Origin of the sequence: Anabaena azotica FACHB-119, assembly GCF_014697625.1 — a bacterium.
GTDB lineage: Bacteria > Cyanobacteriota > Cyanobacteriia > Cyanobacteriales > Nostocaceae > Trichormus > Trichormus azoticus_A.
Genome location: NZ_JACJSG010000019.1, coordinates 72,219 through 93,069 on the forward strand (window position 1 = coordinate 72,219; position 20,851 = coordinate 93,069).

The 20,851-nt window shown below is 42.0% G+C and carries 15 protein-coding genes and 1 CRISPR repeat array; of the genes, 4 read left to right on the forward strand and 11 right to left on the reverse strand.

Annotation, left to right across the window (positions count from 1 at the left end):
- Positions 1 to 175: 175 nt before the first annotated feature.
- Positions 176 to 2,633: a CRISPR direct-repeat array (repeat unit 37 nt; unit sequence GTCTCTAATAACAATTAGGAGACGAATTAATGGAAAC).
- 353 nt (positions 2,634 to 2,986) lie between these two features.
- From mutT to carB, 4 genes are all read right to left on the reverse strand, one after another.
- Positions 2,987 to 3,409 carry an 8-oxo-dGTP diphosphatase MutT gene (gene mutT, locus H6G83_RS15475; protein ID WP_190473788.1) on the reverse strand — a complete coding sequence of 141 codons (423 nt, stop codon included), beginning with the start codon at positions 3,407 to 3,409 and terminating at the stop codon, positions 2,987 to 2,989.
- Positions 3,410 to 3,678: 269 nt separating this feature from the next.
- The gene (locus H6G83_RS15480; RefSeq protein WP_190473790.1) at positions 3,679 to 4,023 is read right to left on the reverse strand and encodes a DUF760 domain-containing protein; all 345 of its coding nucleotides are present in this window, start codon (positions 4,021 to 4,023) and stop codon (positions 3,679 to 3,681) included.
- A gap of 218 nt (positions 4,024 to 4,241) precedes the next feature.
- Positions 4,242 to 5,198 (reverse strand): RNA polymerase sigma factor, RpoD/SigA family, encoded by a 957-nt coding sequence (locus H6G83_RS15485; RefSeq protein WP_190473792.1) that lies wholly within the window; start codon positions 5,196 to 5,198, stop codon positions 4,242 to 4,244.
- 957 nt (positions 5,199 to 6,155) lie between these two features.
- The gene (gene carB / locus H6G83_RS15490) at positions 6,156 to 9,467 is read right to left on the reverse strand and encodes a carbamoyl-phosphate synthase large subunit (protein ID WP_190473800.1); all 3,312 of its coding nucleotides are present in this window, start codon (positions 9,465 to 9,467) and stop codon (positions 6,156 to 6,158) included.
- Between the two features lie 285 nt (positions 9,468 to 9,752).
- Here carB and H6G83_RS15495 point away from each other — a divergent pair, with 285 nt between their 5' ends.
- The gene (locus H6G83_RS15495) at positions 9,753 to 9,902 is read left to right on the forward strand and encodes a hypothetical protein (RefSeq protein ID WP_190473802.1); all 150 of its coding nucleotides are present in this window, start codon (positions 9,753 to 9,755) and stop codon (positions 9,900 to 9,902) included.
- Positions 9,903 to 10,323: 421 nt separating this feature from the next.
- Here H6G83_RS15495 and H6G83_RS15500 read toward each other — a convergent pair whose 3' ends face one another.
- The 3 genes from H6G83_RS15500 to H6G83_RS15510 form a co-directional block, all read right to left on the reverse strand.
- Positions 10,324 to 10,878: a DNA starvation/stress protection protein DpsA gene (locus tag H6G83_RS15500; protein WP_190473804.1), complete on the reverse strand. Its 555-nt coding sequence runs from the start codon at positions 10,876 to 10,878 to the stop codon at positions 10,324 to 10,326.
- 447 nt (positions 10,879 to 11,325) lie between these two features.
- On the reverse strand, positions 11,326 to 12,204 hold the full coding sequence (locus H6G83_RS15505; RefSeq protein WP_190473807.1) for a fructosamine kinase family protein: 879 nt from the start codon (positions 12,202 to 12,204) through the stop codon (positions 11,326 to 11,328).
- 93 nt (positions 12,205 to 12,297) lie between these two features.
- Positions 12,298 to 13,599: a M16 family metallopeptidase gene (locus H6G83_RS15510; protein WP_190473809.1), complete on the reverse strand. Its 1,302-nt coding sequence runs from the start codon at positions 13,597 to 13,599 to the stop codon at positions 12,298 to 12,300.
- Positions 13,600 to 13,783: 184 nt separating this feature from the next.
- Here H6G83_RS15510 and crtD point away from each other — a divergent pair, with 184 nt between their 5' ends.
- Complete coding sequence (crtD, locus tag H6G83_RS15515) at positions 13,784 to 15,292, forward strand: C-3',4' desaturase CrtD (protein WP_190473811.1); 1,509 nt, start codon at positions 13,784 to 13,786, stop codon at positions 15,290 to 15,292.
- A gap of 87 nt (positions 15,293 to 15,379) precedes the next feature.
- Positions 15,380 to 15,739, forward strand: a complete 360-nt coding sequence (locus tag H6G83_RS15520; protein WP_190473813.1) for a Dethiobiotin synthetase — start codon at positions 15,380 to 15,382, stop codon at positions 15,737 to 15,739.
- A gap of 427 nt (positions 15,740 to 16,166) precedes the next feature.
- On the opposite strand, the gene H6G83_RS15525 is transcribed toward H6G83_RS15520, so the two are convergent.
- Both H6G83_RS15525 and H6G83_RS15530 read right to left on the reverse strand, forming a co-directional pair.
- The gene (locus H6G83_RS15525; protein WP_190473815.1) at positions 16,167 to 16,850 is read right to left on the reverse strand and encodes a uracil-DNA glycosylase; all 684 of its coding nucleotides are present in this window, start codon (positions 16,848 to 16,850) and stop codon (positions 16,167 to 16,169) included.
- Between the two features lie 217 nt (positions 16,851 to 17,067).
- Positions 17,068 to 18,159 carry a tetratricopeptide repeat protein gene (locus tag H6G83_RS15530; protein ID WP_190473817.1) on the reverse strand — a complete coding sequence of 364 codons (1,092 nt, stop codon included), beginning with the start codon at positions 18,157 to 18,159 and terminating at the stop codon, positions 17,068 to 17,070.
- Positions 18,160 to 18,865: 706 nt separating this feature from the next.
- On the opposite strand from H6G83_RS15530, the gene H6G83_RS15535 reads away from it, so the two are divergent.
- On the forward strand, positions 18,866 to 19,534 hold the full coding sequence (locus tag H6G83_RS15535; protein WP_190473819.1) for a class I SAM-dependent methyltransferase: 669 nt from the start codon (positions 18,866 to 18,868) through the stop codon (positions 19,532 to 19,534).
- Between the two features lie 34 nt (positions 19,535 to 19,568).
- On the opposite strand, the gene H6G83_RS15540 is transcribed toward H6G83_RS15535, so the two are convergent.
- Together H6G83_RS15540 and H6G83_RS15545 are read right to left on the reverse strand one after the other, a co-directional pair.
- Positions 19,569 to 19,880, reverse strand: a complete 312-nt coding sequence (locus H6G83_RS15540; RefSeq protein ID WP_190473822.1) for a hypothetical protein — start codon at positions 19,878 to 19,880, stop codon at positions 19,569 to 19,571.
- Between the two features lie 273 nt (positions 19,881 to 20,153).
- Positions 20,154 to 20,585 (reverse strand): NADAR family protein, encoded by a 432-nt coding sequence (locus H6G83_RS15545; RefSeq protein ID WP_190473823.1) that lies wholly within the window; start codon positions 20,583 to 20,585, stop codon positions 20,154 to 20,156.
- Between the last annotated feature and the right edge of the window lie 266 nt (positions 20,586 to 20,851).

A 20,851-nucleotide genomic window follows, 5' to 3' on the forward strand; every position in this document is an offset into this window, starting at 1 on the left:
GATTTCACCTAAAAGTGAGGTTGGCGCAAAGCTTGTAATGCTTACTCTGTAAGCTTTTGGGGAATATTTACTCAACCACGAACTTGACAAGCAATGTCCCAAACGGTAGTTTTAAGAGAGGTTGACGCAAGTGGGTCTTTTAAGTCTTATTTTGTAAGGCTTTCAGATACCAGCAGTCTCTAATAACAATTAGGAGACGAATTAATGGAAACAACTAAAGTGCCGATTAACCCCTGCCCTGAAGCGTCTCTAATAACAATTAGGAGACGAATTAATGGAAACATTAAGAGCGTTGACCCTTGCCAAAGGAATACTGTCTCTAATAACAATTAGGAGACGAATTAATGGAAACTCCACAAACACCGGATGATTTTCAGATTACGGAAGGTCTCTAATAACAATTAGGAGACGAATTAATGGAAACTTAAGGCTAATTCCTTACGGTGCTTGAATAAATGTCGTCTCTAATAACAATTAGGAGACGAATTAATGGAAACGCCATTAAAATGATGACTTGTACCATTTGGAAAGTCTCTAATAACAATTAGGAGACGAATTAATGGAAACTTTCTAAGAATCCTTGTCCACCGTCTTTCTTAGAAGTCTCTAATAACAATTAGGAGACGAATTAATGGAAACTCTAAATTCTTGAGATTTATTTTTAAAGGGCAATCCGTCTCTAATAACAATTAGGAGACGAATTAATGGAAACGGCGCGGTAACACCTGGAACTGGAACTTTCACAACGTCTCTAATAACAATTAGGAGACGAATTAATGGAAACACAGAATAAGAATTAATCAGGTCGCCCAAGTCAAGTCTCTAATAACAATTAGGAGACGAATTAATGGAAACACGATATCGCAGAACTGCGCCATTAAGCCATGACGTAGTCTCTAATAACAATTAGGAGACGAATTAATGGAAACCAACCCCTACTTTCAATATTACGCCTAGAGCCAGGTCTCTAATAACAATTAGGAGACGAATTAATGGAAACCCTTTTGATAAAATGCCAATACCAATTGATTCAGGTCTCTAATAACAATTAGGAGACGAATTAATGGAAACACGCAAGGTTTCTTGCCCTTGCCGTGTATCTGGTCAAGTCTCTAATAACAATTAGGAGACGAATTAATGGAAACAAACCAATGCCCAGCGCTAGGCATAAGCGTCAATGTCTCTAATAACAATTAGGAGACGAATTAATGGAAACTTAATGGGCTGATTACAGAGCAGCAAGTAACTGTCTCTAATAACAATTAGGAGACGAATTAATGGAAACGCGCATATTCTAAGACTTGATACTTGTTATACTGTCTCTAATAACAATTAGGAGACGAATTAATGGAAACCTTATACTTGGCGATCGCATCTACTTTAGCTATGGGTCTCTAATAACAATTAGGAGACGAATTAATGGAAACGGTATCGTACCACTGCGAAGATGAGTAATAGAAATGTCTCTAATAACAATTAGGAGACGAATTAATGGAAACTGCAAGTCTGAACAGAATCACAGACTTCTCTAAAGGTCTCTAATAACAATTAGGAGACGAATTAATGGAAACCAAGTACCTCCTTCGCAACAACAGGAATTTTAGTCTCTAATAACAATTAGGAGACGAATTAATGGAAACTTTCTTTTTCCTAGCAGTCGCGCATTCAGTATATGTCTCTAATAACAATTAGGAGACGAATTAATGGAAACTGGTATGGAATTGAGGGGCGAGGCGGGGTCGAGTCTCTAATAACAATTAGGAGACGAATTAATGGAAACTTGAGAAGAAGGATCAAGTATGGATTCGTAAACGTCTCTAATAACAATTAGGAGACGAATTAATGGAAACTTGAATAATCCCCGCATTAGCAGAAATATCTAAAGTCTCTAATAACAATTAGGAGACGAATTAATGGAAACAATACCCCAAGCAGTCAAGTCAGGGATTTCAGTCTCTAATAACAATTAGGAGACGAATTAATGGAAACTTCAAAATATCTCAATAATCAATTATATTGATTACGTCTCTAATAACAATTAGGAGACGAATTAATGGAAACTCGTTTATCGAATTAATGGGCAAGACTCATCAAGGGTCTCTAATAACAATTAGGAGACGAATTAATGGAAACCACTCATGATCATCATTAATCCAGGGGGGATTGAGTCTCTAATAACAATTAGGAGACGAATTAATGGAAACTCCTAATGCTAAATTAGCTTGATAAACTCCATTAGGTCTCTAATAACAATTAGGAGACGAATTAATGGAAACGGTGACGCGGGTGGAGGCGATCGCAACTCAGATGGGTCTCTAATAACAATTAGGAGACGAATTAATGGAAACGCCAATATATACAAGCAGTGTTTAAATTCGTCGGTCTCTAATAACAATTAGGAGACGAATTAATGGAAACGAGACACCTGGGATACTAATGGTGGGAATACCTATGTCTCTAATAACAATTAGGAGACGAATTAATGGAAACACTGACTGGTACACCAATTAAAAACGGTAGACCAGTCTCTAATAACAATTAGGAGACGAATTAATGGAAACCACAAAAATAAACCTAAAATTGTAGGCACACCAAAGTCTCTAATAACAATTAGGAGACGAATTAATGGAAACTCAGCTTCCTTAACTAGCATCTGCCAGACTTCATCACGTCTCTAATAACAATAAGGTCTGTTAACTGACATCTTGCATCTTCTCAATAAGCTAGTGCCTCCCTGCACTGCCCACCCTACGAAATCATAAGTTTTCCTTACGTTCCTCACTGCGCGGAGGAGAAGTGTCGGCGATGCACTCCCCACCCTACGAAATAATAAGTTTTCCAGCCTGTTATTTTGTCAATAAGAGAATGGTGCAAGGTACAGCACATTTCATCTGAGTGAGGTACACAAGGGCGGGCAAGATGCCCACCCCACAAGAATTTTATAATTTATATCTGTACCTCATTTAGCTGCAACTTGCTGTATAAGTTATCTCCCCCCACTTCCCACTACTCTCAACGCGGCGATAATCTCACTATTTGCTTCTGGAAATGTAAACTGGTCTAGTTCATCTAAATTTACCCAGCGAACTTCGGCACATTCTAGAGGTTGAGGAATACCTTGAAGCCAGCGACAATGATGTACTGTCAAGGTGACGCGCAGGTGGGTATAGGTGTGGTCGATAGTGATGAGACGTTCACCCACTTCAATTAATATCCCTAGTTCTTCCTCAATTTCTCTTTGAATACACTCTTCTACGGTTTCCCCTGGTTCAATTTTACCGCCCGGAAATTCCCACAAGCCGCCCATCACACCCTCTGGACGACGACGGTCAATTAATATTTGCTGCTGGTCGTTCCAAATTACAGCAACGCCGATAATTTTGTGTGGTGGAGTGGTAATTGTGTTCATGGTGTTTTGCGATCGGGAGAGGGGAAGGGGGAAGGGGAAAAGGGAAAGGGGGAAGGGGAAAGGGGGAAAGGGGAAAGGGGAAAGGGAAGAATTTATTGCTTTTGCCCTTCCTATGGACTAATGACTAATGACCAATAGCAAAACTCGGCAGACCTGCTAAATATCTACCGAGTTTTTGCTTTTAAAAATATAACTTAATTGTTTACATATTTTGTATGTAGTAAGGACTTTAGTCCTCTAGATATCAGCACTAAAGTGCTTACTACATACTATTCAGCTTCGTTTTGGTTACTGTCGCTTCCTTGTAAGACTGTTTCAAAGTTCATTCTCTGTTCGGCGTTACGCAAGAAGTAGCCGCTAATCATGGCTGAAGCCAGCAAGCGTCCCAGGTTTTCCCGGCTGGTGGTGATGGTAACACCAAAATGTTCTGGAGGTAAGTTACCCAATAATCCAATGATATTGCGTTCCATTACCTGAAAAACTTCTGGTGATGTGGGTTTAGAAAGTTGGGTAACTGTCTCTGGACTTAATGATTTAACATACTGCCACAGCAAATTACTTGTTTCTGAATCGCTATTAAAAAATTCTGACACTCGGTTAGATTGGTTACTCACTTTTTCCTCCTGCAATAACACTGCTGGCTGTGATGATAGTGACTTTAAATATATGACTGTGTATTTGTCTATTATTGAACTTGTTACACCATTTGGTGTTCCTGTCAATTAATGTAACAAACTTATTCACATATCAAAGTGGGTGTAACCGAACCATCATCAGGGGATTTTCTCACCTTTTGGTCATTTGTCGTTGGTTATTAGCCACTGACAATTGACTAACTTGCCAAGTATTCGTCCATATTAGCTTTAGACTTGCGTAGTTTGGTGAGGGCTTCTCGTTCGATTTGTCTAACTCGTTCACGGCTGATGTTGAGTATTTCGCCAATTCTTGCTAGAGTCAAAGCTTGTCCATCGACTAAGCCAAAGCGCAGTGTGATTACTTCTTTCTGTTGGGGTGTTAATTGCTCCATCAGGACTTCTAGGTCGTTGGATAGGGAAGATTGCATGACAAATTCTTCGGGGGAAGCGCCTGGATCTTCGAGCATTTCGCCTAGTTCGGTGTCGTAATTGTCTCCTAAGCGTAAGTCAAGAGATAAGGGGAGACGGGCTTTTTCTAAGTATTCTCTGACTTGTTTGGGTGTGAGTTCTAATTCTTGCGCTAATTCACCAGCTGTAGGCGCACGCCCCAATCTTTGGGATAGTTGACGCTGGGCTTTTTTGATTTTATTTAGTTTTTCGGTAATATGAATGGGTAGGCGGATGGTACGTGCTTTTTCGGCGATCGCACGAGTGATGGCTTGCCGAATCCACCAATAGGCATAGGTGGAAAATCTATACCCTTTGGTAGGGTCAAATTTCTCTACGCCCCGTTGCATCCCAATACTGCCTTCTTGGATGAGATCCAATAAATCAACGTTACGTTTAATATATTTTTTGGCAACGGAAACTACAAGCCGCAAGTTGGCTTCTACCATTTTACGTTTAGCAATTTCACCTTCGGCGATCGCTTCATTCAATTCTGCTGAATCTATATTCGCCGCTTTTGCCCACTCTTCTAAGCTTGGTTCGCGCCCCAATTGGGTTGCCAAACCCTCGCGTACTTCCTGCAATGTCGTTGAACGCTGTACCTGTTTCCCATATCGAATCTCTTCTTCATGGGTTAAAAGTGGTACACGTCCGATCTCACGCAGGTATGTCCGCACGAGGTCTGTGGCTGTTGGAGCGGTCTTCATGGCGCTACTCTTTGGTGATGATGGTTCTGTTGGTAGGGTCATTAACTGATAGATGCTCTTTGCCTTCAATACCCAATTAGTTGGGATGTTTCATGATTTAGGAGTTATACACCCGATAATCTCGGCTGTTATAGGAGTTTAAATAGGCCTTTATTTGCTAGACCTTACAGCGATTCCCTATTCTGCACAACTATCCTTAGTTAGATAAAAGGTGCTTAACTTAACATTTTTGGTTTACTTGTTACATTAATAATTGTAACATTTATGAGAAGAAATAATTTAATTTATGTTCAAAAATTTCCATATAGTGTTCATCAGCAATCTTTGATACAAAAAAGTCAATATTTAACTATTATTTTTATCCTTCACCTAGCAAGTCTTTGACAATAAGACTTGTTTATGAGAAAACTTTGGCAATAACTATTGCCACTAAGAACGCTCTATAAGGTTTTTCTAAAATTGGTAGAATGCTCTGAGTTTGGATATGAGGCTGATCTAGCTGACAGTAAAAACGGTTGTGCTGGTAATATTACTCACCAAAGGGATATTTGATGAGCTTTCCCGCAGAAAATCACTATTTCCTTATACTTGTTAAAATATCTCAATAAAAACAATATTTATTTTTCCATAATAATTACTTAATTTTTTTTGTAAATACTGCTTAATGTAGATTTCAGGAAATGGGAGTGGGGAGTGGGGGGAGATGGAGGAGTCTGACAGGTGCAGGTTTTTTATTGGTGTTCCAAAAACCTTGGTTTGGGGTGTAAGGGTGTAAGGGTGTAGGGGTGTAGGGGTGGATGAAACAATGATTTTCTCGTTAGTTTTAGAGTCCTTACTCACTGCTAGATTAAAAACCTACACTTGTGAGGATGGGGGAGTGGGGGAGCAGGGGAGAAAATATTTATTTCTCAATCCCCAGTTCTCAGTCCCCAATCCCCAGTCCCCAGTCCCTAGCCTCTAGAAGTGCGGACAATACTCTTGGATGATTTTTACGTCCAAAGTAGTATTTTGCAGGGAACGAATGGCGGCGACGGTGGCTTTAGCGCCGGCGATAGTGGTAATAATGGGGATTTTGTAGGCTAAACCTGTGCGGCGGATTAACCTTGCGTCGGTTTGTGCTTCTTCTCCCGATGGGGTGTTAATAATTAGTTGGATTTTTTGGTTTTTGATGGCATCAATAACGTGGGGACGGCCTTCATGCAGTTTCAGGACTAATTCTACTTCCAAGCCATTTTCCAAGAGGACGCGACTTGTACCAAAGGTAGCCATGACTTTAAAGCCTAAGTCGATAAACTCTCTGACTACGGGGATGGCTGCGGCTTTATCGCGATCGCTCATAGAAACAAAGACGGTTCCTGTTAAGGGTATACGTTCTCCTGCACCTAATTCTGCCTTGGCGAAGGCGCGACCAAAGTCGCTGTCAATTCCCATCACTTCGCCAGTAGAACGCATTTCTGGCCCTAGTATTGTATCAGTCCCTGGGAATTTATTAAAGGGTAATACTGCTTCTTTGACGGCGATGTGATTGGGGATGACTTCTTGGGTGAAGTTCAACTCTTCCAGTGTTTTACCGGACATGATTAAAGATGCCAATTTCGCCAAAGGTACGCCTGTTGCTTTGGAGACAAAGGGTACTGTGCGGGAGGCGCGGGGGTTGGCTTCTAAAATGTAAACTTGGGGTGAATATGTACCAGCACCAACAACAGCAAACTGTATATTCATCAACCCAACTACAGACAGCGCCTGTGCTAGTTGTACTGTCCAGTTGCGGATTTGATTGAGGACGGCTGGTGGCAGGGAAATCGAGGGTAGTGAACAAGCGGAGTCTCCTGAGTGAATACCCGCTTGTTCGATGTGTTCCATGATGCCACCAATGACGACTTTTCCTCTGTGGTCGGCGATCGCATCTACATCGACTTCGATGGCATTTTCTAGGAACTTGTCGATTAAAATTGGGTGTTCTGGTTCCACCTGCACTGCAAAGTTCATGTAACGTTCTAACTCTGCATCGGAGTAGACGATTTCCATCGCCCTTCCTCCCAACACGTAACTCGGACGCACTACCACAGGGTAGCCGATACGTTTAGCAACAATCAATGCGTCTTCGTAACTCCGCGCAATTCCGTTTGGTGGTTGAGAAATATTCAACTGTTTCAGGATTTTCTCAAACCGTTCCCTGTCTTCGGCGATGTCGATGGAGTCGGGAGAGGTTCCCCAAATTTTGGTAATTGGTAATTGGTCATCGGTAATTGGCTGTTCATCCCCATTACCTATTACCAATGACCCATTACCTACCTGATTGAGATACTGTTGCAAAGGCAAGGCTAACTTCAACGGTGTTTGTCCACCAAACTGGACTATGATTCCTACAGGGTTCTCAGCTTCGATGATGTTGAGAACATCTTCTTTGGTTAAGGGTTCAAAGTAGAGGCGATCGCTGGTATCATAGTCGGTAGAAACTGTCTCTGGGTTGGAGTTGACCATGATTGTTTCATAGCCTGCGCCTTTGAGTGCATAGGCGGCGTGACAACAACAGTAGTCAAACTCGATACCCTGTCCGATGCGGTTGGGGCCTCCTCCCAAAATCATCACCTTGGGTTTGGTGGTGGGGGTGACTTCGCTTTCTTCTTCGTAGGTGGAGTAGTAATAAGGTGTAAAGGCTTCAAATTCAGCCGCGCAGGTATCGACGGTTTTGTAAGCAGGGATCACCCCTAACTGTTTGCGATAAGTACGGACTTCATCCTCGGTGGTTTTGGTAGCGTAGGCAATTTGGCGATCGCTAAATCCATCGCGCTTAATAGCATACATTTGCTCTTTTGTAAATTGTGGCAATGGTGTCCGCTTGAGGAACTTTTCCACCTCCAACAATTGCTGCATTTTATCTAGGAACCAAGGGTCAATCCCGGTGAGTTCGTAGATTTCCTCCGCACTCATACCTAATTGCAAAGCATGACGTAAAGCGAAAATCCGCTCTGGGTTGGGTGTCCGCAGTTGGGCGCGAATTTGTTCACCGCTAGGTAATTTTTCGGCTTTGTCACAACCCCAACCAGCGCGTCCAGTTTCCAGAGAACGTAATGCTTTTTGGAAGGATTCGTTAAAAGTCCGCCCAATAGCCATTGCTTCCCCGACTGATTTCATTTGCGTGGTCAGCACTGGTTCGGAACCGGGGAATTTCTCAAAGGCGAAGCGGGGAACTTTAGTAACTACGTAGTCAATTGTCGGTTCAAAGGAGGCGGGGGTTTTCTTGGTGATGTCGTTGCTAATTTCATCCAAGCTGTAACCTACAGCTAACTTAGCCGCCATTTTTGCAATTGGGAAACCCGTGGCTTTGGAAGCCAAAGCGGAACTGCGAGAAACGCGGGGGTTCATTTCAATGACGACCACATCCCCATTCACAGGGTTGACCGCAAACTGGATATTAGAACCACCAGTTTCTACGCCAATCTCACGGATAATTTTAATCGCCATATCCCGCAGGCGTTGGTATTCTTTATCGGTGAGGGTTTGGGCGGGGGCGACGGTAATTGAGTCGCCGGTGTGGATACCCATCGGGTCGAGGTTTTCGATAGAACAGATAATGACAACGTTATCTGCTAGGTCGCGCATCACTTCCAACTCGTATTCCTTCCAACCCAGGAGGGACTGGTCGATGAGAATTTGGGAAACGGGACTTGCATCTATCCCGACTTGCGCCATTTCTTCAAATTCTTCTTGGTTGTAAGCAATACCGCCACCTGTCCCACCCATTGTAAAGGCTGGGCGAATAATTAAAGGATACGTCCCTATGCGTTGGGCGATCGCTTTGGCTTCTTCTAAGGATGAGGCTGTACCACTGGGACAAACTTTCACCCCAATTTTATCCATCGCTTCGTTAAACAGTTTCCGGTCTTCGGCTTTTTCGATCGCTGGTAACTTCGCGCCGATTAATTCTACGTTATATTTATCTAAAACGCCATTCTTTGCCAAAGCCACAGCGATATTTAAGGCTGTTTGTCCGCCCATTGTCGGTAGTAAAGCATCTGGGCGTTCTTTGGCGATGACTTTTTCTACTAATTCTGGTGTTAATGGTTCGATGTAAGTGCGATCGGCTGTTTCCGGGTCGGTCATAATTGTCGCCGGATTAGAATTCACTAGCACTACTTCGTAACCTTCTTCACGCAGTGCTTTACAGGCTTGAGTTCCTGAGTAATCAAATTCACAGGCTTGTCCGATCACGATTGGGCCAGATCCCAATAATAGTATCTTCTGGAGGTCTTGACGGCGGGGCATAGTTGTTGGGTTGGAGTACGAGAATACAAATCCTGAATATTTTAAGGGTGTTTATCCCTCTTGAGCTTGTTTTTTATCCAGTTTTCTAGGTTTGATAACAGCGACTGGCTAGTACAACAACGCAAAAGGCAAAACAATCATATCTCTATATAGTGCGCTGGTTGCTGATTTCACAGTGTTTGTGAGATTGTTACTGCCATTGCACTGAGTCATAGATTCAACCTTTGGTAGTATTTCAATACTAACCTTTCGGCTGAGTCATAAATTTAGTATTTGCAGTAATTGATGAATGTTTCCTATTTTTTTGTTGAAAGCAGTTATCTTTATGTTTGCTCAAAATCTTTGATTATGGCGATCGCATCTTTAGATCATCTCAACAACGCCATTGTTACGCATTCACTACGTCAATCAAATTTATTATTTATAAATCTATAATAATTATGTAAACCAATATAAATATTTTGCAAAACTCTTCTAAATTACATTACAAATGTCAATAAATTAAATCAGTAGTTCTACGGCTCAAATATGTCAATTGATTTGGATGAAATTAACCGCCGATAAACGCCGATAATCAAGATTTTAGATTTTAGCTTTGCTACTCTAGTAGGGTGGGCAGTTCCACGCCAAAGATATGATATTCAGACTAAAAAGAATAAAGAATGGCAAACAGTATTTATACTTACTGCCATTCTTTATTTTTATTTAAGATTTAGTCCTGTTAAGAGTACTTCTTATTGATATAGCAGTCGAAGCATAGGTTAGGACATCATACAATTTTAAAACCTTTAATTTCAAAGGCTTTCATCCCTGACAAGAGTCACCTATCACCTGTCCCCTGCTATATATTAAGAAGTTAATTCTGAGCAGGTTGAACAAATCCCAAGGTTAAACTATCTTTAGCCAAGAAGTGAGCTAAATGGTAAGCTCTTTCTTCAGTTTTTAAGAGAATCTTTTCGTAGAGATAGCGTGTACCACGATCTCCCAAGCTTTCAGCCTGAGCGGCTTGACGACGAATAACGTTGATAATAGCCTGTTCTGCTGCTAGGTCATTTTCTACCATTTTACGGGAAGAATAGACACCATCAGATTCTTGTTCAAAACAGGTTAATTCCGCCAACTTGCTGAAAGTTGCAGCAGGTACGCCACCCAAACCATTCAAGCGTTCACCAATTTCATGAACGTGGTCTTGAACTTCATCGTAGCTGGAGTTAAAAAATTCATGCAGTGAGTAAAATTCTGCACCTTCAACCACAAAATGGTGTTTTTGGTACTGTAAATAAAGTGCCTGAAAACTAGCTAGCAGAACATTGAGTCCTTCTGTGACCGGAGCAGTTACACTCCGATCCAATAATACCGGATTGTCGTAGACTTGACCAAAATTTTGTAACAAAGTTTGTGTATCAGCCATTGTTCTCCTCGCTTTTAAGCAATTATGGTTGTTAATTGCTTAGTTCCTACATATTAACACTTGAAAAAGTGTAACAAGCCTAGTAAATATCACAAAATTCTGAATTTTTTGTTTCCAAAATGCCAATCTTTCGCCTTTAGCAAGGTGAATTTCTATTCAATAATTAATGTTTAGTCGCAACTCTTATTGAAATAATTTCTAAACATCACCAAGCTTAACTAAAACCGCTCTGCTTACTAGTAGGAAGACAGTGTGATTAATTAAGGAGTGACCGGAAACTACAAGTAAAACAGAAAAATTGTCATCTTCTAGACATTCCACTCTACTGTAGTAAAGTGGTCTTTTCAGGAAAGATTATCAAAAAGTTGACAGTTGACAGTTGTCAGCTTAATTTTACTGTCCACTCCCCACTCACCACTCAGCACTCAACACGGTTTAAACGCCCTGCTACCGCGCTTCAGCACTACTCAGCAGTTTTTCAATCATCCGGTTGGCTTGGGAGGCGTAACCACCGCCAAATAAATTGAAGTGATTCAGGATGTGATAGAGGTTATAGAGTGTTTTTCGCTTTTCATAACCAGCATCTAAAGGAAAAACTTGATTGTAACCCTGGTAAAAAGCGGCGGGGAAACCACCAAAAAGTTCTGTCATGGCGATATCAACTTCGCGATCGCCAAAATAAGTAGCAGGATCAAATATCACTGGTTCCCCCGCTACTGTACACCCAGCATTCCCTCCCCACAAATCCCCATGTACTAAGGAAGGCTGTACTTGATGATCTGCTAAAATTTCTGGAAGCGCGGCTAGTAACTCATCTTGTTGAGGAAAACTACCACCGCGTCGCCTTGCTAACTGAAATTGATAACCAAGGCGATGTTTAGCGTAGAATTGTATCCAATCTGCTGTCCAAGTATTGATTTGCGGTGTGGAACCGATGGTGTTATTCATATCCCAACCGTAACCCTGTGCGCTGGTGGCTTTGTGCATCATCGCCAACCTCCGCCCCATCTCTTCCCAGGATGCGCTGTTACCGCTTCCCATTTCTAACCATTCCAAGACGATATAACCAGAGTTACCAGCGACACCCCAACAAATCGGTTTCGGTACACGGATAGTATTTGTTGCCAGCATTTGCTCTAACCCCAGTGTCTCCGCCTCAAACATGGCAACTTGGCTGGCTTGGTTAAGTTTGACAAAATACGTCAATGTACCATCAGATACAGCATAACCTTGATTAATACACCCACCACTCAGCGATCGCTTCTGCTGAGTCTGGAATTTTTCGCTAATTATACGGCTAATATGAGCATCTATTTCTGTCCACATGATTAATTAGGGTATTCAGTTATCAGTTATCAGTTATCAGTTATCAGTTTATATTTACTGTTTACTAATAACTGACATACCGACTCAGCACTCTTAACTTGGTTTCAGGACAACCACCCCATAAGCCTCTGGACAAAGGTACTGATTGGCTGCTAGGAGTAAATCAGTAGCTTCCAGGGCTTGGATGTGGGCTGGGTAGTTAAATGCTGGTTCTAAGTCTCCTACTAATGATTGGTAGAAACCATATAAGCCGGCGCGATCGCTTGGTGTTTCATTACCGAAAATATATCTGTTGCTGACACGCTTGCGGACACGGGCGATTTCTTTTTCTGTAACTAACTCTGTTTGTAATTTGCGGATGTGTTGAGCGATCGCATTTTCTACCGCTTGTATATTTTCTACCGCACATTTAGCGGAAATATAAAACGTGCCTTGCAAACGGTTACTCATATTGCTGACAGAAATCGAAGTTACCAGCCCTCGTTCTTCCCGCAAATCTTGGACTAATCTTGATGTCTTTCCATGTCCCAAAATACTAGCCAAAACATCCAAAGCATAAGTTTGTTCGAGATAGTTTAACCCAGGTACTCGCCAAACCATCATCAGTCTTGCTTGCTGGAGGCTTTCATCCAGAAATTCTCGACGCGATATTTCTGTAAATCCTAGTTCGGGGATTGGGGAACTCGGGGCCCCCTCTGGGGATAAGGGGTAATGGGGATTGGGGACTGGGGACTGGGGAGTTTTGTCAAACCCTGCGGCGATAATTTCAATTAATTCTTCTTCCGGTAAATTACCTACAGCTACAGCCGTAATTGACTGCGGTTGATACCATTGGGCGTGGAAATCTCGCATCTGTTGGGGGGTGAGTTGGGAAATTACTGACTCTGGCCCCAATACCGGACGACGATAGGGTAACTGTGCAAATGCCGTTTCCATCGCCCGACGGAAGGTGCGGCGACGGGGATTATCTTCGGAACGGCGGATTTCTTCTAAAATTACTAAGCGTTCACGCTCAAAAGCTTCATCAGGAATACTGGCATTTAAAACTACATCTATTTGTAACGGTGCTAACTTAGCAAAGTCTTGAGGCGCAGTATTTATATAGTAATGAGTATAGTCTTGGCTAGTAGCGGCATTAGTCACAGCGCCCCGTTCTTCTATGTGACGTTCAAACTCACCACTGGCTAGTCGCTCAGTTCCTTTAAAAACCATGTGTTCTAGAAAATGAGCCATACCGTTAATAGCATCAGATTCTACAGCTGAACCAACATTCAGCCATAAACTGAGATTTACCGCTTCAACTGGCATTTGTTCCACTACGATGGTCAAGCCATTGGAGAGTTTATGTAGCTTGGGGGCATTCAGCCGGGGAAGTTTCCGCAGGGTTGAGGTCATTGTTGAGTGGGAAGTGAACTGATATGTTACTTTATTTTATCTACGACTGATTGGCGATCGCCTATGGCGGGGCGGAGCATCGTCGCGCATTTTGTCACTGCCATAGAAAAAACTACTAACTACTGACACAAGGAGCAGAGTAAAATTATTAGTAGTAATATTAATTTTTGTAAAGCTAATCTTAATGTCTAATATTTTTCCTGAGAAAAGTAAACCGCGTGTAGTTGTAGTTGGTGCGGGGATTGGTGGGTTGACGGCTGCTGCGTTGTTAGCCCATCGTGGTAACAGCGTCTTAATCTTAGACCAAGCCCTTGTGCCTGGGGGTTGTGCTTCCACATTTAAACGGCAAGGATTTACTTTTGATGTCGGGGCGACTCAAGTTGCAGGTTTGGAAGTTGGGGGTATTCATCACCGCATATTTTCCGAACTGGAAATAGATTTACCAGCAGCAACGCCTTGTGACCCAGCTTGTGCAGTGTATCTACCAGGGGAAAATACACCCATCAATGTCTGGCGCGACCCCCAGATGTGGCAAGAAGAACGGCAAAAGCAGTTTCCAGGGAGTGAAGGGTTTTGGCAATTGATGGCGACTTTATTTGCGGCTAGTTGGGAGTTTCAAGGACGCGACCCAGTTTTACCGCCGCGTAATTTGTGGGACTTGTGGCAGTTAACGCAAGCAATACGCCCCAGTACCTTAATTACTGTACCCTTCACTTTGTTAACAGTGGGTGATGCTTTAAGATTATGTGGTGTGGGCAATGACCAAAGATTGAGAAGGTTTTTAGATTTGCAACTCAAGCTATATTCTCAAGTCAACGCTGAGGAAACGGCGTTGCTTTACGCTGCCACGGCCTTGAGTGTATCGCAACTACCACAGGGATTATTTCACCTCCAAGGTAGTATGCAGGTATTAAGCGATCGCCTAGTTGAATCCTTAGAAAGAGACGGTGGTAAGATATTGATGCGTCACACCGTCGAACAAATCAAGGTAGAAAACGGCAAAGCCTGTGCTGTGGTAATTAGAAACCAAAAAACAGGGGAAGTCTGGACAGAAGAGGCTGATCATGTGGTAGCTAACGTGACTGTACAGAACTTAGTGCAACTATTAGGAGAGAATGCGCCGACTGGTTATAAACGGCGTGTGAATAAACTACCCCAAGCATCAGGGGCGTTTGTGGTCTACTTAGGTGTAGATGCTAGCGCCATTCCCCCAGAATGCCCGCCCCACCTGCAATTTATGTATGATGCTAATGGCCCCATTGGCGAGAATAACTCTTTATTTGTGTCTGTGAGTCATGCAGGTGATGGACGTGCGCCAGCAGGAAAAGCCACAATTATCGCCTCATCCTTTGTAGACCCCCAACAGTGGTGGACTACCGCAGATTATGCAGGCTTGAAACAGAAGTATACCGAAGAAGCGATCGCCAAACTAGCCCAATACTTTTATCTCAAACCAGAAACCATAGTCTATCAAGAAGCCGCCACACCGCGCAGCTTTGCCCATTACACAGGGCGCGATCGTGGTATAGTAGGCGGCATCGGTCAAAGAATCCCCACATTCGGCCCCTTTGGTTTTGCTAACCGTACACCCATTAACCATCTGTGGTTAGTTGGTGACTCCACCCACCCAGGCGAAGGTACAGCCGGCGTAAGTTACTCAGCACTAACTGTAGTCAGACAAATTGACAGTTGACCAATTACCAATTACCAATTACCAATGACTATTGACTATTGACTATTGACTCATATCTAATGTAGACATCTACGCTGGGCTGGATAGATGAATTACGAGACAGCTTACAAACTCCTGGTAGGCCAGACAATAGGAAGTGAGGAAAACCCAGATGCTTTGTTGACGCGGATGAAATATGGGAAACCGCCCGTACCTGGTCAAATTACCTCCATTCTATTAGCGTTGAAAGTAGTGTTTGAGGCTGTGAAAGATTCACCCAGTCTAGACAAGGAATTGGTTTATGCGCTTTATCAGTTAACTGTGAAAGCGCAACAGCTATTTATAGCAGGACGTAAAGCTGGTATAGACTGGCCGCCACTACTTAAAGAAGATTTGCTGCGAATTGCTTTAGCTAGTGAAAGTATTTTTTCTGGTGTTTGGCAAACCCTACCCCCAAGTAATGTTTAGACATTCTCATATCATCAGGACTGACGCAACTGGCACATGGGGTAGAGTGCGTCAGATGTGGAAAATCCAATGTGTACGAAATTATTGGGGCTGACGCACCCTACAGTTAGTTTGATTATGACACTTGCGTAAGTCCTAATCATGTCCGGTTGAGTGGTTATAATTGACACTCACTTGGCTAAAAGCCAAGGGGATTCTCAGAAGTTGTTACGAGCGAGAGGGGTTTCCAAACTCCCGTGAGGTATTTTATGATTGAAATTCACATAGTTCTGATGTGATACCAATTTGAAAAAAGAATGCGACAGATACCAGGGTAGGGGCGCACAGTTGTGCGCCCCTACAGATAATCGATGTGTTGCAAATATTTTTTGAATTGGTGTGAGTTGCTCATAGAGCAAAGTAAGCCTTGATACCTACTGGCAATTACTCAATTGCTTGTCCGAATTTCATCGTACTTGGCACGCACTGTTTGTATATCTTGCCACATTAACCATTTGGGGCTATTTGGTTCTTTAGATGGGTTACGCAATAAGTACGATGGATGGAAAATGGGCATACATAAACGTCCTGCCCACTCTAGCCACTGACCACGAATCTTTGTGATACCACGTTTATCTCCGGTAAGACCTTTGACGGCGGTTGCACCTGTTAATAAGATAATTTTCGGGTCAACAAGGCGTATTTGTTCTAGTAGGTATGGTAAACAAGCCGCCATTTCGTTGGGAGTGGGTACTCGGTTATTTGGTGGACGACATTTATTTATGTTTGCAATATAGACATCTTGTTCAGTAGTCAAGTTGACTGAGGCTAGAATTTTATCTAGCAACTGACCTGATCTACCAACGAAGGGTAGACCTGTTTCATCTTCATTTTGACCAGGTGCTTCTCCGATAATCATGATGGGTGCTTTGAGGTTGCCCCGTCCGACGACTGCATGAGTCCGAGTGCTACCTAATTCACAACGCTGGCACTGATTGCAATGTTGTGCTAATTCGGTCAGGTTTGTATAGGTTCCAGGGGGAACGGGGATTTTGGCATCTGTGGGAATTAGCTCTTTTTGAGCAAAGTTGGATTCTTCGTTAAAGAGGCTGAGTTGGATTTCGCTACTCATGAAAATCTGGATAATTTGCGCGGCAGCAGTGAATGTCTGAGTTTCATGGACAATAGCTTGATGATATTTCTCAGACAGATACTTTTACTGAACAATGATATTGATTAGACTTTTATTGTATCAGTGAATTTCGGGACTGATACAGTTGTATGAAGTTTAGTTATAGTTTATTATAAGGTGGGAGAAATTGCCGACTTAATTGTATCAATACGGTAATTCAAGTATTCATGGATGTGTCTTGTTGGTATTGTATTGCTTTGGCGTAATCTCCTAATGCGTAGCAGGCAATTTTGAGGCTGGCTAGTGCTTGTTCTTCAATACGGTGGTCTTTGAGGCTTCTAGCTAATAACAGGCGTGCCTCATAATATGTGATTGCTTTTTTGTGGTCTCCTAAAGCTTCACAGGCAACTCCTAAACTGCCAAGAGATTGTTCTTCACTACGTTGATCTTTGAGGTCTCTGGCTAATTGCCAGCGTTTTTCATAATATTTAATTGCTTTAGCATAATCACCTATTGCATAGCAAGCGTTACCCAGATTCTTGAGGACTTGAGATGCACTACGAGGGTTATTCAGGGAAAGGGCTATTTTGACACATTTTTCGTAGTAGGCGATCGCTTTTGGGTAGTTGTCCAAAGCATACCAAGTATTGCCTAGATTTTTTAGGACTTGTTCTATTCCCCAATTATCTTTGAGTTCCTGAACAATCTTCAGGCTTTGCTCTTGATACTCTATCGCTTGGGTGAAATTACCAGAAGCTTTGTATACTAATCCTAAATTATTTAAGGCTGCAACTTGGCTGCGCTTATCTTGTAACTTTTGAGTTAGTTTTAAACAGGCTTCGAGAACTTCAATGGCTTTGTTATGGTCATTGAGATGGCGGTAAGCGTTACCTAAATGAGAGAGTACCTGCATTCTTACTGTTAGGTCTGGGGTGTCTTTTATGGATAAGCACTTTTGGGAGTAAGAAATAACACTTTTATAATCTCGAGAAGTGTAGGCTATTAATGCCAGTAAAGACAGGACTTGCTGTTGTTGTTGCGTATTCCCTGCTAGCCGAAACATTTCTAGAGATTTTTCTAAGGATTTTATGGCCGCTATTAAATCTCCTGCTTGCTGCTGTTGCATTCCTTGGCTTAGTAACTTAGATGCTTCTGACGAATGGTTATCGTTCTGTTGGGAGGTCAGCAATTCTTTCGGCACACCTTCGACGAATTCATGGGTAATTGTGTTCCGCCTTACCTGTTTTAAATACTTGGCAACTTGTGCAGGAACTTTATTGTTATTGTTGTTCCCTTCACTGTTTGACATTGACCCATTCCTGTTAACTAGGGCGACTTACTTGGTTTACGTTATACTAGATTCGTCTCAAATTACTTAAAAGTTGAGAACTTTAGCTTCCTGCTTCGCTTCTCTACGAGAGGCTACGCCAACGCGACGCTAGCGCGAACATCCTGGTAATGACGGCATTATCCAGTCCACAGGCTGAGAATAGGGTGTAACTCACCCTATTTTTTGAGATTTTCATGAGAGAATCTTTGCTACTTTACTTTGTTATTTTCAGCCATTTAAGATTTTTGGATTTCTCAATCGCCTTGTTAGAGGCACGGCTAATCTCAAAAGTTTTATACAGGATCTCCAGCCTTAATTTTTTGGCTCTTGGTTGTTACTTTAAATCTAATTCTACAGCATTTTCAGTAGATTTAGGTAAGTTTTCGGTTACTGTTTTTAGCCCCAAAATCGAATATTTTTGTTCATGTTGAGCCAAACTAGAGATAATGGCTAGCTCAAGCGTCCCTTTTTCCTGCTAGTTTTTACTTATGTTAACGTGAGTTCGACCAGTGCGGTTTTGACCTCTCCCCCAACCCCTCTCCTACGAGGAGAGGGAAGTGTAGAGTATGAAATATCAAAGATAAATTAGGCTTTTAAAGCCTAATTTATCTTAGGGGAGAGGAATGGAAGTGGGGTTTTTCAGCCGTCGAACTCAGGTTATGTTAGGTGTGTGGAGGGATTAGCAATGGAAAGACAATTAGAACCAGAAGTGATGGATAGTTGGGAAGAAGCTAGTGAATATGATGCAATGGATTTTACTGAGGTAAATAGTGCTTTTGCCCAAGAGGCTGTGTTACTTGGGCCACCAGAACAGGGTTTAGTATTGGATGCGGGTACTGGGACTGGTCGTATTCCGATTTTAATCTGCCAGAAACGTCATCAATGGCAGTTAGTGGCGATTGATATGGCTGAAAATATGCTACAAATTGCTACACAGCACGTCCAGATGGTTGGGTTGGAAGAACGTATTCGCTTGGAACTGGTGGATGCGAAACGCTTACCTTATGAGGATGGAATATTTGATTTGGTTGTCTCTAATAGCCTAGTTCACCATTTACCTGATCCTTTACCTTTTTTCGCGGAAATCAAGCGCGTTTGTAAACCTCATGGTGGTATTTTTATCCGTGATTTGTTTCGTCCTGCGGATGAAACAACTATGAATGCTTTGGTTGCGAGTATTGGCGAAGAATACGACGATTATCAAAAGAAGTTATTTCGTGACTCTCTCCATGCTGCTCTGACTTTGGAGGAAGTTCATAAATTGATTATAATAGCAGGTTTGGTGGGTGTAGAGATTTATCAGTCAAGCGATCGCCACTGGACTGCTAGACGCAGTTGGACTTCCCCTGACTAGAAACATGATGTTGTTCAACTTTAGCTAGGTAGAATCATCTATTTATTGGGGTTTTTGTATTCCACACTTGCTCAAATTCAGCTTTTGTAATGCCAAATTCTAGTAAATCAGCTTTATTTAAAGGTTTATCACACAACATTCCATAATTATCTGCGAAATGGTGGTCATCATAAGATAAGACATTGCCGTTTTCGTAAACTTCTATTTGTCGAGTAGCACATAAATCATTACCTACCTGCTTTAGTTCTATAAAGTAGGTACTAGTTCCCCAGGTATCAAACTCTCCACCAAGGGTTTCATCCCAGAACCATTTGCAGTATTTCGTTTCTTTGATTAATGAAGGCATAAATTCTCTAGTCCTGATATGGAGTTTCATACTATCAAGGTACTCTAAAAGAATATGCTTGTGTATGTGAGTCAGTATATTCAGTATATTTAGTATAATTTAAGATAACTATCAAGTGATGAGCAGTTGCTTTTCTTGTAAATGTTGTTTAATATTAACATTGGTTTTGTGTTTTCAATTAGTACTGAATTTGATTATCAGTATCTGTAATATTAATCACTAAGTTTAACGATGATATCTTACAGCATCATTTCCTAGTTCAGTGGTCTTGACTCAGCGCCATTGGTCACGGATTTCCATTAAAATGATGCCTAACATATTCTTACCACTACCATCAGCACCACAGCCCCAATAATAGTCGATGGGTGAGTTCTCTATAATTTCTTCATCACCTGTAGAAAGCAGGATTTCTCGGATATCAACATGGGTTTCAAACTTGCGTAGTACGGCTTTTCGCATGATGTCATCTTTAACTTCTAACCAATCTTGACGTAGAGGACGGGTTCTCTCACGTCCCATTTTGGCAGCTTCTTTTGGGGTTTTTGCCAAACGAATCTGTTCTAGATGAGGTGTTCCTAAAAACTTTTGGGCTTGAAAGTAATGTTCACTGGTAGACCAATACAAATCATCTAGTATGAAACCATGAGGTGAAAAGTTAGAAAAACAACCATATTGTTCACGAATGCTGTAGAAATAAATAGTCATCGGCTGAGATATAGTGTCAGTTTTAATATAACGATTCTCAGTTAATTGTGGTACATATAGGACTCATATTTGATTGCTGAAATATACGTAGTGTGGGCATTATCCACCGTATCATGGTTCTGGTGGGCAGTGCATCGGCCTACAGATACTTAGATTTTTTCAACAATCAATTCGGATTCCTATAGTTAATGTTGTTAAACGCAGAGGAACGCGGGGGAAAGCGCAGAGGAATTTCTATTTTACCTTTGTGTTTTTTGATTATTTTG